The sequence below is a fragment of the Roseivivax sediminis genome, assembly GCF_900112685.1.
GTDB lineage: Bacteria > Pseudomonadota > Alphaproteobacteria > Rhodobacterales > Rhodobacteraceae > Roseivivax > Roseivivax sediminis.
Genome location: NZ_FOMS01000001.1, coordinates 552,629 through 569,278, shown reverse-complemented (window position 1 = coordinate 569,278; position 16,650 = coordinate 552,629). Strand labels below are relative to the sequence as shown.

General features: G+C 67.4%; 13 protein-coding genes. 11 read left to right on the top strand and 2 right to left on the bottom strand.

The features are described from left to right. Window positions 1–12: 12 nt before the first annotated feature. The 4 genes from F3H57_RS02810 to F3H57_RS02795 all read left to right on the top strand — a co-directional run bounded on the left by F3H57_RS02810 (window position 13) and on the right by F3H57_RS02795 (window position 5,184). A complete protein-coding gene (locus F3H57_RS02810) occupies window positions 13–1,626 on the top strand; it encodes an ABC transporter substrate-binding protein (protein WP_149754333.1) in 1,614 nt (537 codons plus the stop codon). Window positions 1,627–1,697: 71 nt separating this feature from the next. Further along, window positions 1,698–2,657: an ABC transporter permease gene (locus F3H57_RS02805; RefSeq protein WP_149754332.1), complete on the top strand. Its 960-nt coding sequence runs from the start codon at window positions 1,698–1,700 to the stop codon at window positions 2,655–2,657. Beyond that, window positions 2,657–3,523: an ABC transporter permease gene (locus tag F3H57_RS02800; RefSeq protein ID WP_149754331.1), complete on the top strand. Its 867-nt coding sequence runs from the start codon at window positions 2,657–2,659 to the stop codon at window positions 3,521–3,523. The genes F3H57_RS02805 and F3H57_RS02800 overlap by 1 nt, the downstream gene beginning before the upstream one ends. Next, a complete protein-coding gene (locus F3H57_RS02795; RefSeq protein ID WP_149754330.1) occupies window positions 3,523–5,184 on the top strand; it encodes an ABC transporter ATP-binding protein in 1,662 nt (553 codons plus the stop codon). The genes F3H57_RS02800 and F3H57_RS02795 overlap by 1 nt, the downstream gene beginning before the upstream one ends. 7 nt (window positions 5,185–5,191) lie before the next feature. On the opposite strand, the gene F3H57_RS02790 is transcribed toward F3H57_RS02795, so the two are convergent. Next, the gene (locus F3H57_RS02790) at window positions 5,192–5,686 is read right to left on the bottom strand and encodes an Lrp/AsnC family transcriptional regulator (RefSeq protein WP_149754329.1); all 495 of its coding nucleotides are present in this window, start codon (window positions 5,684–5,686) and stop codon (window positions 5,192–5,194) included. Between the two features lie 161 nt (window positions 5,687–5,847). Between F3H57_RS02790 and F3H57_RS02785 the strand changes: the two genes are divergently transcribed. Then, the gene (locus F3H57_RS02785; RefSeq protein ID WP_149754328.1) at window positions 5,848–7,173 is read left to right on the top strand and encodes an NAD(P)/FAD-dependent oxidoreductase; all 1,326 of its coding nucleotides are present in this window, start codon (window positions 5,848–5,850) and stop codon (window positions 7,171–7,173) included. Between the two features lie 2 nt (window positions 7,174–7,175). On the opposite strand, the gene F3H57_RS02780 is transcribed toward F3H57_RS02785, so the two are convergent. Continuing rightward, window positions 7,176–8,282: an NAD(P)/FAD-dependent oxidoreductase gene (locus tag F3H57_RS02780; protein WP_149754327.1), complete on the bottom strand. Its 1,107-nt coding sequence runs from the start codon at window positions 8,280–8,282 to the stop codon at window positions 7,176–7,178. Between the two features lie 99 nt (window positions 8,283–8,381). Between F3H57_RS02780 and F3H57_RS02775 the strand changes: the two genes are divergently transcribed. From F3H57_RS02775 to F3H57_RS02750, 6 genes are all read left to right on the top strand, one after another. Next, on the top strand, window positions 8,382–9,275 hold the full coding sequence (locus F3H57_RS02775) for a LysR family transcriptional regulator (RefSeq protein WP_223162922.1): 894 nt from the start codon (window positions 8,382–8,384) through the stop codon (window positions 9,273–9,275). Between the two features lie 91 nt (window positions 9,276–9,366). Continuing rightward, window positions 9,367–11,415, top strand: a complete 2,049-nt coding sequence (locus F3H57_RS02770) for a hydantoinase/oxoprolinase family protein (protein WP_149754325.1) — start codon at window positions 9,367–9,369, stop codon at window positions 11,413–11,415. A 5-nt stretch (window positions 11,416–11,420) separates the two neighbouring features. After that, window positions 11,421–13,403 carry a hydantoinase B/oxoprolinase family protein gene (locus tag F3H57_RS02765; protein ID WP_149754324.1) on the top strand — a complete coding sequence of 661 codons (1,983 nt, stop codon included), beginning with the start codon at window positions 11,421–11,423 and terminating at the stop codon, window positions 13,401–13,403. Further along, complete coding sequence (locus F3H57_RS02760) at window positions 13,400–13,705, top strand: (2Fe-2S)-binding protein (protein WP_149754323.1); 306 nt, start codon at window positions 13,400–13,402, stop codon at window positions 13,703–13,705. Before F3H57_RS02765 ends, F3H57_RS02760 begins: the two co-directional genes overlap by 4 nt. Next, entirely contained in the window at window positions 13,702–15,063 is a 1,362-nt protein-coding gene (locus tag F3H57_RS02755) for an FAD/NAD(P)-dependent oxidoreductase (protein ID WP_223162921.1), read from the top strand. Before F3H57_RS02760 ends, F3H57_RS02755 begins: the two co-directional genes overlap by 4 nt. Before the next feature lie 126 nt (window positions 15,064–15,189). After that, window positions 15,190–16,650, top strand: a complete 1,461-nt coding sequence (locus F3H57_RS02750; RefSeq protein WP_149754321.1) for an aldehyde dehydrogenase family protein — start codon at window positions 15,190–15,192, stop codon at window positions 16,648–16,650.

Genomic DNA, 16,650 nt, shown 5'->3' with positions numbered 1-16,650 from the left:
GGGAATATTGTCATGACGCACAAGACACCGACGAACTGGACCGACCGCGACGACGCGATGGTCGAGCAGGCGATCCGGCGGGGCGCGAGCCGCCGAGAGCTTCTGAAAATGCTGATGGGCTCGGGTGTGGCGCTCGGCGCCGGCAGCTCGCTTCTGCTGCGCGCCGGCCAGGCCGTGGCGCAGACCCCGAAAACCGGCGGCGATCTGCGCGCGGCCGGCTGGTCGGCCTCGACCGCCGACACGCTCGATCCGGCCAAGGCGTCGCTTTCGACCGACTACACGCGCTGCTGCGCCTTCTACAACCGCCTGACCTTCCTCGACGAGGCGGGCGAGGTGCAGATGGAACTGGCCGACACGGTCGAAAGCTCGGATGCGAAGACCTGGCAGATCACCCTCAAGCCCGACGTCACCTTCCATGACGGCAAGACGCTGACTTCGGCGGACGTGGTCTATTCGCTGCGTCGCCACCTCGACGAGTCCGTCGGCTCCCAGGTCAACTCCATCGCCAAGCAGATGACGGAGATCACCGCGGTCGACGACCGCACGGTGAAGATCGTGCTGACCGAGGCCAATGCCGATCTGCCGACGATCCTGTCGCTGCACCACTTCATGATCGTCGCCGACGGAACGACGGATTTCTCGACCGCGAACGGCACAGGCGCCTTCGTGTGCGAGACGTTCGAGCCCGGCGTGCGGTCGCTCGGTGTCCGGAACGAGAACTACTTCAAGGCAGAAGGTCCCTACGTCGACACGTTCGAGTATTTCGCGATCACCGATAACAACGCGCGGGTGAACGCCGTTCTGTCCGGTGACATCCACCTCGCCGCGGCGATCAACCCGCGGTCCATGCGGATGCTTGAAGGCCAGCCGGGCGTGGTGACCTCCGTCACCAATTCGGGCAATTACACGAACCTCAACATCCGGCTCGACATGGACCCCGGCCAAAAGGCGGGCTTTATCGAGGGCATGAAGTACCTGATGAACCGCGAAGCGGTACAGCAGTCGATCCTGCGCGGCCTTGCCGAGATCGGCAACGACCAGCCGGTGTCGTCGAGCAACCGCTACCACAACCCCAACCTGCCGGCGAAAGAGTTCGACCCCGAACGGGCGCGCGCGCTCTTTGAACAAGCCGGGGTGCTGGGCCAGTCGGTCCCGATCGTCACCTCGAGCGCGGCAAATTCGGCAATCGACATGGCAGTCGTGGTGCAGCAGGCCGGCCAGCAGATCGGCATGCCGTTCGAGGTCCAGCGCGTGCCGGCGGACGGCTACTGGTCGAACTACTGGCTGAAATCGCCGATCCACTTCGGCAACATCAATCCGCGGCCGACACCCGACATCCTGTTCTCGCTGCTCTACCAGTCGGACGCGCCCTGGAACGAGAGCCGCTATCAGTCCGAGAAATTCGACCGCATGCTGGTCGAGGCGCGCGGCTCTCTGGACGAGGAAAAGCGGACGCAGATCTACTGGGAAATGCAGGAAATGGTCGCAAACGACGCTGGCACCATCATTCCCGCCTTCCTCTCGGGCGTCGACGCACATGCGGACAGCCTGAAAGGTCTGCGGCCCAACCCGCTGGGCGGCCAGATGGGCTATGCCTTCGCGGAATACGTCTGGCTCGAGAGCTGAGATCCGGCCGGAGACGACCCGCGCGCCGACGCGCGCGGGTTTCCGCCATCATCAACCGAAGGGGAGGCATCATGCTACGCTCTCCAACGACCTGGCTTCTGGTCGGGCAGCGGCTGACCATCGCGTTCATCACCCTGCTGATCGTGTCCTTCGCCGTGTTCTTCGCCACAGAGCTTCTGCCCGGCGACGTGGCCCAGATCCTGTTGGGGCAGGCAGCGACGCCCGAGGCTGTCGCCGGCCTGCGCGAGGCGATGGGCCTCGACCGTCCGGCCTTCCTGCGGTTCCTGTCCTGGCTCGGTGGGCTCGCCACCGGGGATATGGGGCGTTCCTACGTGAACGACATCGAGATCGCCGAGCTGGTCTCCGGCCGGCTGGTGAACTCGCTGAGACTCGCCGGGATCGTCACGGCGATCTGTGTGCCCGTCTCCCTGACGCTGGGGATCGCGGCGGCGATGTGGCGCGGATCCTGGTTCGACCGGGGCGTGTCGATCATGACGATCTCGTTCATCTCGGTGCCCGAATTCATGGTCGCGACGCTCGCGGTGCTGATCTTCGCGGTCTGGCTCGACTGGCTGCCGGCGCTGAGTTACGGGGTCAACGTCGACAGCCTTGGCGCGATGCTGCGCGCCTACGCGATGCCGGTCATCACGCTGAGTTTCGTCGTCTGCGCGCAGATGATCCGCATGACCCGGGCCGCGGTGATCGAGACGATCAACACCCCCTACGTCGAGATGGCCCTTCTCAAGGGCGCCTCGCGCAGCCGCATGGTGCTTGTCCACGCGCTGCCGAACGCGCTTGGCCCGATCGCCAATGCGGTCGCCCTGTCGCTGTCCTATCTCGTCGGCGGGGTGATCATCGTGGAGACGATCTTCAACTATCCCGGCGTCGCCAAGCTGATGGTCGACGCGGTGTCGACCCGCGATTTGCCGCTGATCCAGTCCTGCGCGATGATCTTCTGTGTCAGCTACCTCACGCTGATCACGCTTGCGGACATGATCGCCATTCTGTCCAATCCGAGGTTGCGCCAGTGATGACCATGACCAAACAGCGGACAAGATCCCTGCGCCTGCCCACGCCCGCCAATCTCGGCTACAGGTTCAACTGGGCCGGCCGCATCGGCCTGACGGTGATCCTGTTCTGGGCGGTCATCGCCGTGATCGGCCGGTGGGTCGCGCCATATCCTGTGGGCGAGATCGTCGACTTCGACTACTTCGGGCCGGTAAGCGGCGACTACTGGATGGGCACCGATTATCTGGGGCGCGACATCTTCTCGCGCATTCTGATGGGGGCGCGCTACACCGTCGGCATCGCGCTCGGAGCGGTGACGCTTGCCTGCGCGGGCGGGATCGTCCTGGGGATGATCGCGGCGGTGATCGGGGGCCTGTTCGACACCTGCCTGTCGCGGTTTCTCGACGCGCTCAACGGCATCCCGTCGCTGCTTTTTGGAATCGTCGTGGTGGCTGCGGTCGGCACCTCCATCACCGTCCTGATCCTGACGTTGGCCGTGATCTATCTGCCGGGATCCTACCGCTTTGCACGGGCGCTGGCGGTCAACGTCAATACAATGGACTTCGTCACTGTTGCCCGAGCGCGTGGAGAGAAAACATCCTACCTCATCACGCGCGAGATCTTTCCCAACATCGTCGGGCCGGTGTTCGCCGATCTGGGCCTGCGTTTCGTGTTCATCGTGCTGGTCCTTTCGGGGCTGTCGTTCCTCGGGCTCGGCGTGCAGCCGCCGAACGCCGACTGGGGCGCGCTCGTGCGCGAGAACATAGAGGGGCTGAGCCTCGGCGCACCGGCAGTGGTGTTTCCCTGCCTTGCCATCGCCTCTCTCACGATCTCGGTGAACCTCTTCATCGACAACCTGCCCACCAAGATCCGCGACAGGAGCGACTGATGCCAACCGATCCTCTCGTCACCGTCCGCGACCTCAGGGTCGGCGCCATCACCGACGCTAGCCGCAAGGTCGAGATTATCCGCGGCGTCGACTTCGACGTGGCCCCCGGTGAGATCGTCGCGCTGATCGGCGAGTCGGGCTCGGGCAAGACCACCATCGCGCTGTCGCTCATGGGGCATGCGCGGCCGGGCTGCTTCATCTCGGGGGGCTCGGTGCGGGTGGGCGACTTCGATGTCACAGGGCTCAGCGAACGTGCCCGCAGGGAACTGCGCGGGACCGAGGTCTCCTACGTGCCACAATCGGCGGCGGCGGCCTTCAACCCGGCCAAGCGGATCATCGACCAAGTCGTCGAGGTCACCAAGATCCACCGTCTGATGCCGCGCGCCGAGGCGGAGGAGCGGGCGCGCGAGCTGTTTCGTGCCCTGGCTCTGCCGGAGGCCGACTCGATCGGCGAACGCTACCCGCACCAGGTTTCCGGCGGCCAGCTGCAGCGCCTTGCCGCGGCCATGGCGCTCGTGGGCGATCCGCAACTGGTGATCTTCGACGAGCCGACCACGGCGCTCGACGTGACGACCCAGATCGAGGTGCTGCGCGCCTTCCGCTCGGTGATGGAAAAGACCGGCATGGCCGGCGTCTATGTCAGTCACGATCTCGCCGTCGTGGCGCAGATCGCCGACCGCGTGATCGTGCTCAAGAACGGTGAGATCCAGGAGGTGGGCGCGACCGAGCAGATCCTGACCGCGCCGGAACATCCCTATACGAAGGAACTCATGGCGGCGTTCGAGCCAGTGCCGCACGTCCCGGTCGAGGTCCCGCACAGCTCTCCGAAGCCGATCCTTGAGGTGGAGCATCTGTCCGCCGGATACGGCGGCAAGCCCGGCGCCGAGCCGACATACAGGATTCTGAAGGACATCAACTTCAAGCTCGAACGGGGCCGCAACCTCGGCGTGATCGGCGAAAGCGGGTCCGGCAAGTCGACGCTCGCGCGCGCCGTCGCCGGCATCCTGCAGCCCTACGAAGGCGCCGTGCAGCTTGATGGCGAGGAGCTGAAACCCGACCTGCACGAGCGGCGCAAGGATCACCTGCGCCGGCTTCAGATCGTGTTCCAGCTTGCCGATACCGCGCTCAACCCGGCGGTACCGGTGGGAACGATCCTCGGACGGCCGCTGACGTTCTACCACGGCATGAAGGGCGAGCGGCGGGAGCGCCGGGTGATCGAGCTTCTGGACATGGTGCAGCTTCCAGGGGCGCTCCGCCACCGGTTGCCGGGCGAGCTGTCCGGCGGGCAGAAGCAGCGGGTGAACCTGGCTCGGGCGCTCGCCGCGGAACCCGAGCTGATCCTCTGCGACGAGATCACTTCTGCGCTCGATACCGTGGTGGGCGCCGCGATCCTGGAGCTTCTCAAGGACCTGCAGAAGGACCTTGGCCTCAGCTATCTGTTCATCAGCCACGATCTTTCGACGGTGGAAGCAATCTGCGACGACGTTCTGGTCATGCTGAACGGAGAGGTGGTGGAGGCGCTGCCGGCGCAGAAGATGTCGACCGAGGCCACGCACCCCTATTCCAAGCTGCTGATCTCCTCGGTTCCGAAGCTCGATACCGCCTGGCTGTCGGGACTTGAGCAAGATCCCGAGCTGGTCGCGCGCTTCACCAACCGTTGAGGCGCGTTCAGAGCCGGTTTTCGAAGAGTTGGCTCAGCGGAAGCTGGGTCTTCACGATCGGCGACTTGATGACGACGAAGCTGAAATACTTGTCGATGCCGAGATTGCGATCGATCAGGTTCTCGATGATCGACTGGTAATCCACGATGCCCGAGGTGACGAACTTCACGAGGTAGTCGTAGCCGCCGGACACCAGGTGGCATTCGGTGCAACTGTCGGTGTTCTCGAGCGCCTCCTGAAACCGGGCGAAGTCGATCTGGCGATGGTTCTTGAGCGTGAACTCGGTGAACACGGTCAGCGTCTCGCCCAGTTTCGCCACGTCGATCTGTGCGGAATAGCCTGTGATGTATCCTGCCTTCTGCAGTTTCTTGACCCGCATCAGGCAGGGCGAGGGTGACAAGGCGACACGTTCGGCCAATTCGACATTCGTGATCCGGCCGTTGCGCTGAAGCTCCGCGAGGATCTTGATGTCGATCCGGTCGAGTTTGAAACCTGCATTCATCTCGGAACATCCTTGCAGCCGCGTAGCCCGTACGATGTGCGAGCCACGATTCTCTCCGATATCTCAAGTGCATTTGCAATCTTCTGCCGGTGACATGCACGGGTGCGGCACATCTCCTCACGAGAGCCGGGGTATCGGTAGGACAAAGTCAGGAGACTCGCATGCCAGCACCCTTGATGCACGTTGAAACCGCCTCCGAACTGCCAGCCGAGGCCGATTGTGTCGTGATCGGGGGCGGCATTGTCGGCGTCTCCGCGGCCTATTGGCTGGCGCGCTCCGGTCAGAAGGTCGTGCTCTTGGAGAAGGGGCGCGTTGGCGCCGAGCAATCGAGCCGGAACTGGGGCTGGTGCCGCCAGCAGAACCGGGACGCGCGTGAATTGCCACTTTCGACCCGAAGCCTCGCCCTGTGGGAGGAGATGGCCACGGATCTGGATGCCGACCTCGGTTTCCGGCGCTGCGGACTGCTCTACCTGTCGAACGACGGGGCCGAGATCGAGGGCTGGGCCAAATGGGGGCGGTTCGCCCGCGCCGAGGGCGTGGATACCCGCATGCTGTCGGCGGCCGAGGCGACGGAGCGAGCAGCGGCCACCGGCCAGGCATGGGCGGGGGGCGTGTGGTCTCCCAGCGACGGGATCGCCGATCCGTCGCGGGCGGCGCCGCTGATTGCGCAGGGTGTCGAGAAGCACGGCGGCACGGTCGTGCAATCCTGCGCGGCGCGCGGCGTCGTGCTTTCCGGAGGAGCGGTTTCCGCCGTGGCTACCGAGAAGGGCGTGATTTCCACGCGGCAGGTCGTGCTGGCCGGCGGGGCCTGGGCGTCCAGTTTTCTCCATCAGCTCGGTCTCGTGTTTCCGCAGGCCTCGGTGCGCAGTTCGATCCTGTCGGTGGCTCCGGGCGCGGAGGGTATCCCGCCAGCGATGCACACGGCGGAGGTGTCGGTGACGCGTCGCAGGGATGGCGCCTACACGCTGGCGACATCGGGACGTGCCAACCTCGATCCGACCCCCGGGGCGATCTGGGGGGCGAGGCATTTCCTGCCAATGTTCGCAAAGCGCTGGCGGCTGCTGTCTCCAGGTGGCACGGAGGCGTGGAGGACGGGGTTCGAGACGCGGAGAAAGTGGTCGCTGTCGGACGTCACCCCTATGGAACGCACGCGCATCCTCGATCCCAAACCGTCGGCCTCCATCGTCGCGCAGACGCTTCGCCGCGCGCGCAAGCTTCTGCCTCCGTTGAAGGCCCTGCCGGTGCAGGCCGAATGGGCCGGCTACATCGACAGCACTCCGGACGGCGTGCCGGTTATCGATGCCGATATCGGTGTGCCCGGCCTCGCGCTGGCGGCGGGCCTGTCGGGCCACGGTTTCGGCATCGGGCCGGGGGTCGGGCATCTCGTCGCCGATCTGCTGCTCGGGCGGACCCCGATCACCGAGACGGCGCAATACCGATTGTCGCGTTTCGATCGCACTCAGTGGGGCCAGGTCTCCGACTTCTGAGGTCATGCGGCGAAGCGGTCGATGGCGTAGGGGGCGAGCGGCGTGTCGCACCGGCCCGTGGCGATCAGTTCGGCCATGGCGTCCCCGACACCGGGGCCAAGCTGGAAGCCGTGACCGCTGAAGCCGAAGGCGTGGAAGAGGCCCGGCGTGGTGCGCGACGGTCCCATCACCGGAAGCATGTCGGCCACGTAGCCTTCGCAGCCCGACCATTGCCGGATGACCGCGACGTCGCGAAGCGCCGGCAGCAGGCGCAGAACGGATCGAAGCTGCACGGGCAGGGAGGCCGGATCGGGCCGGGCGTGGCCCGTCTCGGGGTCGGCCTGCGTGCGCTCGGCCGCGCCGCCGAAGACGACGTTGCCGCGCTCCACCTGCCTGAGGTAGCCACCGTGGTCGCGCGACCACATGCCGACGACCGGGTGTACGCGGTGGGGCAGGGGCTCCGTCACCGCCATCTGGGGACCGCGCATCTCGATCGGTACCGGCTCACCGAACGCCGCGGCGATCCCGGCGCCCCATGCGCCGGTGCAGTTGAGCAGGGCATCGCTGTGAAACGTGCCGCTCTCCGTCTCCACGCTGAAGCCAGCTCCGGTGTGCCGTGCCGAGGCGACAGCGGTTTCGTCGACCACGGTCGCGCCGAGTCGGGCGGCCGCGTGTGCGAAGGCCGGCGAGACCAGCCGCGGATTGGCCGAGCCATCCTCTGGCGAGAACGAAGCAGCGATCGCGTCGGGCCCGAGGCCCGGGTACCGGGTACGGATCTGGTTCGGCCCGAGCTCTTCGAGGTCAAGATCGTAACGCCGTGCCGCTTCGGCAAAGGCGCGCATGTCCTCGAGGCTTTCGGTGTCGAAGATCAGCCGCAGATGGCCGGTGGCGCGGAACTCCACATCGCGCCCGAGCAGTCCTTGCAACTCGTGCCAAAGGGTCAGCGACCGCCGCGCGAGCGGAAGCTGCGGCAGGTGCCGCCCGCTGCGCCGGATGTTGCCGAAGGAGGCGATGGTGGCGCCACTGCCGACCTTGCGACGGTCTATCAGGGTCACGCGGATGCCGCGGCGGGCGAGGAAGTAGGCCGTCGCGGTTCCCATCAGCCCGCCGCCCAGAACGATCACGTTCATGCCATGGTCCTTCATCCGTATCCCATCCGGACATGAAATCCCGGCCGACCGCTTGCGTCAAAGACGCGAAATGGTGAGAATTATAAGCCTGACCTATGGATGCCCGACATGCGTGCCCGACAATTGGAAGTATTCACAGCTGTCATGCGTGCCGGCACCGTCACCGGGGCCGCTCGCCTTCTCAACACGTCGCAGCCCGCGTTGAGCCAGATTCTCGCGCATGCCGAGGACGAGCTGGGCTTTGCCTTGTTCGAACGCGTGAAGGGGCGCCTGCGTCCGACACCCGAGGCTGTCGAGCTTTACCCGGAGGCCGAGCGCCTCTTCGCCGGGCTCGAGGGGCTGCGCCGCAAGACCGACGATCTGCGCGTGGGGCGCGCTGGTCTCGTGCGGATCGCGGCGTCGCCGCCGCCGGCGCTGGCGCTGCTGCCGCAGTCCATGATGGCCTACCGCGAGAGTCATCCCGAGGTGCTGATCCGGTCGCATGTGGCCCCGATCGCAACCATGATCGATATGCTGCGCGGTGGCGATGCCGTTCTCGCCATCGCGCTCGATGACACGCTGCCGCCCGACATCGCGGTCGAACCGCTGGGGAATACGTCGATGTGCTGCCTCCTCCCGCCGGGCCATCGGTTCGAGTCTCTGGACCGTGTGAGCTTTGCCGATCTCGAGAGTGAAACCCTGATTTCCTATCGAAAGCTGACCCGCCCGGGGGAGGAGCTCGCCGTTGCAGCCGGCGCGGACGGTGCCGCCTTCGACGTCGGGGTCGAGATCGACGGCTCCATCGGCGCGCTGGGACTTGTGGCGGCGGGTGTAGGTGTCGGGGTGGTCGACTCGATGCTTCCCTGGCAGCACTTTGCGGGCCTGGAGCGGCGTCCCCTCGCCGCCGAGGTGGTTCTACCCGTTAGCTTGCTGACATTACGCGGAAAAACACTGTCGCGAGCCGAGGCCGCGATGGCCGAGGAGATCCGTCGCACCGCAAGAACGCTTCTATAGGGAAGGCTTATGGGCGCCGGGCGGATACGTCTTGGACCGGCGTAGCCCGCTCTGCTTCTTTGTCCTCGAGACTGGACAAAGGACCTCGCCCATGGACGGACGCTCCGCCGGAACGGACTGGAAGATCGGTGTCGATATCGGCGGCACCTTCATCGACTTCTGTGCGCTCGAGGTCCATTCGGGCCGTATCGCCTCGCTCAAGGTGTTGACGACGCCCGAGGATCCGGGCGCAGAGCTGATGACCGGCTTCGATCTTCTGCACCGGTCCGAGGGGCTTTCGCCGGAGGATGTCAGCCGGTTCGTGCACGGCACGACGGTCGGCATCAACACGATCATTCAGCGCAAGGGCGCGCGCCTCGCGCTCGTCACGAACGCAGGCTTCGAGGATGTGATCGAGCTTGCGCGGCTGCGGATGCCGGAAATGTACTCGCTGTTCTGTCACCGGCCCGACCCGCTGATCCCGCGCGACATGATCTTCGGCATCCCTGCGCGGCTGCGCCCGGATGGCCGCGAAAGCACGGCCCCGAGCCCCGACGCCGTGGCCGCGGCCGCGCGCCAGGCGCGCGCAGCCGGTGCCGAGGGCGTGATCGTCTCGCTTCTTCATGCCTGGCGGAACGACCGGCAGGAACAGGCGGTGCGCGAGATGATCGCGGCGGCCGAGCCCGATCTCTTCGTCTTCACTTCGGCAGAGGTCTGGCCGGTCATTCGCGAATACGAGCGCTGTTCCACCGCGATCCTCAACGGATACGTGCACCCGCGCGTGTCGGGTTATCTTGAAGCGCTCGAGGACCGGTTGAGCGGGCGGGGCGTTCCAGCGCGGGCGATGCTGACAAAGTCCAACGGCGGGCTGATGAACGCGGGGGAAGGACGGCGCAACTGCGTGTCGATGCTGCTCTCGGGCTCCGCCTCGGGCGTGATCGGGGCCTCCTGGCTCGCCCGGCAGGCGGGTGAGGACCGGGTGCTGACGCTCGATATCGGCGGCACGTCGGCGGATTTCGCGCTGATCGTCGACGGTGCCGTCCAATTCGGCACGGACGAGAAGGTCGGGGAGTTTCCGCTGCACATCCCGTCGGTGTCGGTCAGCTCCATCGGCATCGGCGGCGGCTCCATCGCGCGACTCGATCAGCAGGGTGTGCTGCGCGTCGGGCCGGAGTCGGCGGGCTCTGTCCCCGGCCCGGCCTGCTACGGGCGCGGTGGGACCGAGCCGACCGTGACCGACGCCATGGCCGTATGCGGCTGGCTCGGCCATTCCGCGATGGCCTACGGGCAACTGGACATGGACGTCGGCCGGGCCCGTGACGCCGTCGGCACGCTGGCCGAAGCCACCGGTCGCTCGGTCGAGGAGACGGCGCAGGCAATCATCGACATTGCCGTCAGCGAGATGTTCGTGGAGGTCGAGAAGCTTGCCTCGCGCAGCGGTGTCGACATGCGCGATTTCGCTCTTATGCCGTTCGGCGGCGGCGGTCCCATGCTGGGCGCGCTGCTCGCACGGGAGCTGCGCATGGCCCGGGTGATCGCACCGCGGCGGCCGGGCGTGGTTTCCGCGCTCGGCGGGCTCGTGGCGGACCTGCGCGGCGATTTCATCCGGACTGTCTTTGCGTCGGTCGACGGCGGGGCCGATCTCGACGCGGCCTACCGAGCGATGGTGGAACAAGGCCGCGCCTGGCTGGCCGAGCAGGGCCACGACGGGCAGTCCGAACTGCTCCTCTCAGCCGACATGCGCTACATCGGTCAAAGCTACGAGATCGAGGTGATGCTCGATCCCGGAGCTCTCGGCGATCCCGCGCGGCTTTCGGCGGCGTTCCACGACGCGCATCGCCGGATCTACGACTTCGATGACCCGGACGGACTCGTCGAGGTGGTGAACCTGCGCTTGTCGGCGGTCGGAATCGGCGCCGCGCCCGAAATTGCGGCAGAGCCCGGCTCGCCCGAGTACGCCGCCGCGCCGCTGCGCCACGTGCCCGTGCATCTTCACGGGGCGCGCGAGATCCCGCTCTACGCGCGCGCCGACCTGACGACCGGGGCGTCGTTCCCCGGGCCGGCCATCGTCGCGCAGGAGGACACGACCTTCGCCATTCCGGACCGGACCACCGCGCGTGTCGACCGGCACCTGAATATCCACCTGACCCTCGAGGACTGACCGACATGACAGACCGCATGACCCTTCAGGTGCTGGCCAACCACGCGCGCGCTGCCGCCGAGAACATGGGCCACACGCTGCAGCGCACCGCGCATTCGGCTTTCGTGAAGGAGACCCAGGACTTCACGGTGATGCTCATGGACCGGATCGGAGAGACCTTCGCGGTGCCGATGGACCTTGGCGCGACATGGTATCCCGGCCTCTCCTACGCCCCGGCGATAGAGATGATCGAGGATTACCGCCCGGGCGACGTCGCCTTCACCAACGACCCCTATTCCTGCCACGTCGCGACCCACGCGCCCGACACGCACCTCTGGAAGCCTGTCTTCCACGAGGACGAGATCGTCGCCTGGACAGGCGGGCACATCCATAACACCGACATGGGCGGCGCGGTGCCCGCCTCGCTGTCGCGCTCGCTGACGGAGATCCATCAGGAGGGCCTACGGTTTCCGCCGATGAAGCTGGTCGAAGAGGGCCGATTCAACGCGCAGCTTCTGCGGATCATGGAAACCAATGTACGCAAGCCGGCGCTCAACATCGGCGACATCAAGGCGCTGGTCGGCGCGCTGACCACGGGCGAGCGCAAGGTGCAGGCGATGATCGAGCGCTTCGGAAAGGACGGGTTCCTGTCCGGTGTCGCCGCGCTCAAGGACCAGGCAGAGGCGCAGGCGCGGAGGCTCCTGCGCGGCATTCCCGATGGCGACTACGCCTTCGCGGACTACGCGGACGAGGACAGCGATTTTGCCAATCCCTGTCGCCTGAAGCTGACCCTTCGCATCCGCGATGACGAGGCAGAACTCGATTTCACCGGCTCGGACCCGCAGCTCGGATCTTCGCTCAATGTCCCCTCTGGAGGCAATCCGCGGCACACGATGCTGCTCGTGGGCGTCTACTACGTGCTCTACACGCTCGATCCGCAGCTCCTGTTGAACTCCGGCCTCACGCGGCCATTCCGCTGCATCACGCCCGAGGGGAGCGTGCTCAACCCGCAGGAGCCGGCGGCGGTTGGCATGCGCTCGCTCACCTGCGCGCGGCTGCGGTCGGTCATCTTCGGCGCGTTCAGCCAGGCGATCCCGGACCGGATGCCGGCGGCGCCGGCAGGCAACAATTGCATCGTCAACGTGATGACGCGGGACGAACGCACGCGGAAGACGGTAATTGCCGCGGTCAACCCGGTGGTTGGCGGCGGCGGCGGCATGCCGTTTCGCGATGGCACCAACGGATCGGGCGCGGACGCGGCGTATCTTGCGAACACGCCCATCGAGATCACCGAGACCGAGGTGCCGGTGGAATACGTGCGCTACGGGCTCGTGCGGGATTCGGGCGGCGCCGGCCACTGGCGTGGCGGACTCGCCACCGAGATGGCGTTCCGCGTCTTCGCGCCCGACACCCGCATCACCGCGCGCAACCGCGACCGATCGCGATTTCGGCCATGGGGCGTGCTGGGCGGGCGCGCGGCGGGCCTTGCGGGGATGAGCGTTAATGCCGGCACCGCCGACGAGCGGCGGCTCGGCAGCGCCGACACCGCAATCCTGCAACCGGGCGACGTGCTCTCGGTCAGTTCCGCCGGCGGCGGCGGTCGCGGCGATCCCTTCACCCGCGATCCCGCCCGCGTTCTTGCGGACGTGCGGCGCGGCTATGTCTCATCCGAGGCTGCGCGCGAGGCCTATGGCGTGGTCATCGCCGACGGGGTTGTCGACGCCGAGGCCACGGCCGAGTTGCGGGCCCGCGCTGTCCGGCACGAGCAGCATTTCCACTTCGGTCCCGAGCGCGACGGTTACGAGGCGCAGTGGACGGAGGCGGCCTATGACGCGCTGACTGCGATCCTGAGCGCTCTGCCCGTGCACTGGCGCTTCTTCGCCAAGACCGAGATCTTCCGCCGGATGGAAGGACGCCGTGGCGCCGAAGGTGTTCATGCCGCGCACGAAGAGGCCTGCGCACGTTTTCCCGAATTGTCGGAGGCCCGTCTGCCGATGGCGGCGGAATGAGCCGTTTTGTGCGCCTGGCCGAACAGGAGCGTCCAACGGTGCGCTTTCGCTTCGACGGCGAGGATCTCTCGGCGCTCGTGGGCGATACGGTGCTGACCGCTGTCCTCTGCGCGAGGGACCACCTGCGCCCGGCGGAGTTCGGGTCGGAGCGGCGGGCGGGGTTCTGCCTGATGGGTGCCTGCCAGGATTGCTGGCTCTGGCAGGAGGGCGGCGCGCGGCTCCGCGCCTGCACCACCCCTGTCGCGGAGGGTATGCGCCTGCGCTCCACCGCGCCGATGTCATGGCCGGAGCGGTCGGAATGACAGATGTTCTGATCGTCGGGGCGGGGCCCGCGGGCATCCGCGCGGCCGAGACGCTCGCCGCGGCCGGAGTGAAGCCGGTCGTTGTCGACGAGGCGGAGCGCGGAGGCGGGCAGATCTACCGGCGCCCGCCGGACGGTTTCAGCCGACCGGGCCGAAAGCTGTACGGCAGCGAGGCGGGCAAGGCGGCAGACCTGCACCGGGTCTTTGATGCACTCGTGGCCGAGGGGCGGGTGAGGCATTTGCCGCGATCTTCGGTGCTGGGGCTTTACAGGGGGCAGGCGCAAGTTCTCGGACCCGACGGGGTTGAAAGTCTGCACCACGACCGGCTCATCCTGGCGACGGGGGCGAGCGATCGTCTGGCGCCGGTGCCCGGCTGGCAGTCGGCAGGGGTGTATTCGCTGGGCGCGGCACAGATCGCGCTGAAGTCGCAGGGCGTCGCCATCGGACGGCGCGTCGTGTTGGCCGGAACCGGGCCGCTCTTGACGCTCGTCGCCGCGCAGTACCGGGCCGCCGGAGCGTCGGTAGAGGCGGTGCTCGACACGGCCGGCCTCTCTACACAGCTTGCAGGAGGTCTACGCATGGCCGCCGCCCGGCCCCGGGTCACCGCACGCGGGCTGGCGATGCGCGCGCGGCTGGGTGGTACCTACCGCGCCGGCGTGCGCCTCGACGGGATCGACGCGGGTGCGGAGGGTGAGCTCGAATTAAGCTGGCGCGACGGGCGCGGCGGCGCGCACCGCACCGCATGCGACGCGGTGGCGATGGGCTGGCATCTGCGGTCCGAAACGGCGCTTGCGGATCTCGCCGGTGTCCCGTTCGACTGGTCCGATACCTGGGCGCAATGGCTCCCGCGCGCCGACGAGATGGGGCGGGCCGGCGGGGGCGTCTACCTTGCCGGCGACGGCCTTTCGATCCTCGGCGCGGACGGGGCCGAAATCGCCGGTCGTCTTGCGGCGATCGCCTGCCTGGCGGATCTGGGCCTGTCGGCGCCGGACCCTTTGCGCGATCTTCGACGTATGCGCCGGATGCGGCGCTTTGCCGACGGGATCGCCCGTGCCTTCCCGTGGCCAGCGCGGGCCGTGCGCGCGCTGCCGGACGAGGCGGTGCTGTGCCGCTGCGAAGGGATCACGGCGGGGGAATTGCGCGCCGCGCTGCCCGGCTCGGGCCAGGACGCGAACCGCGCCAAATCGGTGACCCGTGTCGGCATGGGGCGTTGTCAGGGTCGGTTCTGCCAGCTTGCGGGCGCCGAGATCATGGCCGGCGCATGCGGCGTCGGCCCCGAAAGGATGGGCCGTCTGCGCGCGCAGCCGCCCGTTCGCCCGGCCTCGATCGAGGCGCTGGCGGAACCGCGCGGATCGTGAGAGCGCAACATTCCGTGCCACGCAGAGACGGCCGGGAAGCGTAATCTGCCGAAGGCCGCGCGCAATCGGCACCATGCGCGGTTGGACAGGGGGCAGGGTCCTCTCGCAAGCAAAGGAGACTGGAGAATGCCGGCATTCGATCCGTCGCACATCGCATTGCCCTCGGGCCATTTCATCGGCGGCGCCTATGTCGAGGGGCCCGGCGCGATCGAGGTGCACGCGCCATCGGACGGCCGGCGGCTGACGCCGATCCCGAACGGCGATGCGGACCTTGTGGACCGGGCGGTCGCGGCGGCACGCGGCGCGCTCGACCGCTCCGGCTGGGCAGGCTGCACGCCGCGCGACCGCCTTCGCGCGCTCCACGCCTGGGCGGCGCTGATCGAGGCCGAGGCCGAGACACTGGCGCGGATCGAGGCTGTTTGCTCCTCGCGTCCCGTGGCGCAGGCGCGCACCGGCGACGTGATGGTCACGGCCGAGCAGATTCGATTCTTCGCGGAGTTCGCCGACAAGGAGGGTGGGCGGACGGTGCCGACCTCGGACAAGCAGATGGGCTTCATCGACGAGGCGCCCTATGGCGTCGTCGGTGCCATCACGCCCTGGAACTTCCCGATCTCCATGGCGGGCTGGAAGCTCGGGCCGGCGCTCGCGGCGGGCAATGCCGTCGTGCTGAAACCCTCGGAGATGACACCTTATTCGGTGCTCTACATGGCCGAGCTCGCGCAGCGCGCGGGCCTTCCGGAGGGGCTGATCAACATCGTGCTCGGCGACGGGCCGACGACCGGTGCCGCGCTCGTGGAACATCCGGGTGTCGACAAGGTCTCCTTCACCGGCTCCACCCGGGCGGGCGGACAGATCATGGAGAGCATCGCGCGGACCGGAATCAAGCCGATGACGCTCGAGCTGGGCGGCAAGTCCCCGATGGTGGTGTTCGCCGATGCCGATCTCGATCTCGCGGCCGAATGCCTTGATCGCGGGATCACGCCGAATGCCGGCCAGTTCTGCGTCGCCGGTTCGCGCATCCTCGTGGCGCGCGAGATCGCCGAGGCGCTGGCCGAGAAGCTGGCTGCGCGATTTGCGGGGCATCAGCCGGCCGCCACATGGGAGGCCGAGCCCGGGTTCTCGCCGATCATCTCCGAACGTCAGTTGGGGCGGATCGAGTCCATCGTCTCCGCCGCGCGCGACCACGGTGCCGAGGTGCTTTGCGGCGGCGGGCGTTTCGACCGCGAGGGCAGTTTCTACCGTCCGACACTGCTCGGCGGAGTGACCGCTGACAATCCTGCCGTCACCGAAGAGATATTCGGCCCCGTGGCCACCTTCCAGACCTTCGAGAACGAGGAAGAGGCTCTGCGCCTGGCGGCCCACCCGACCTACGGACTTTGCGCGGGCGTGTTCACCCGCGATCTGTCTCGCGCGCTTCGCGTCACGCGGCGGATCGAAGCCGGGACGGTCTGGGTCAACCGCTACGGCCGGTCGCGCGACCATATCCTGCCCACCGGCGGCTGGAAGGCGAGCGGGCTGGGCAAGGATCTCGGGCGCGAAGCGTATCTCGCCAACCGGCGGACCAAGTCCGTCCTGATCGACCTTTGA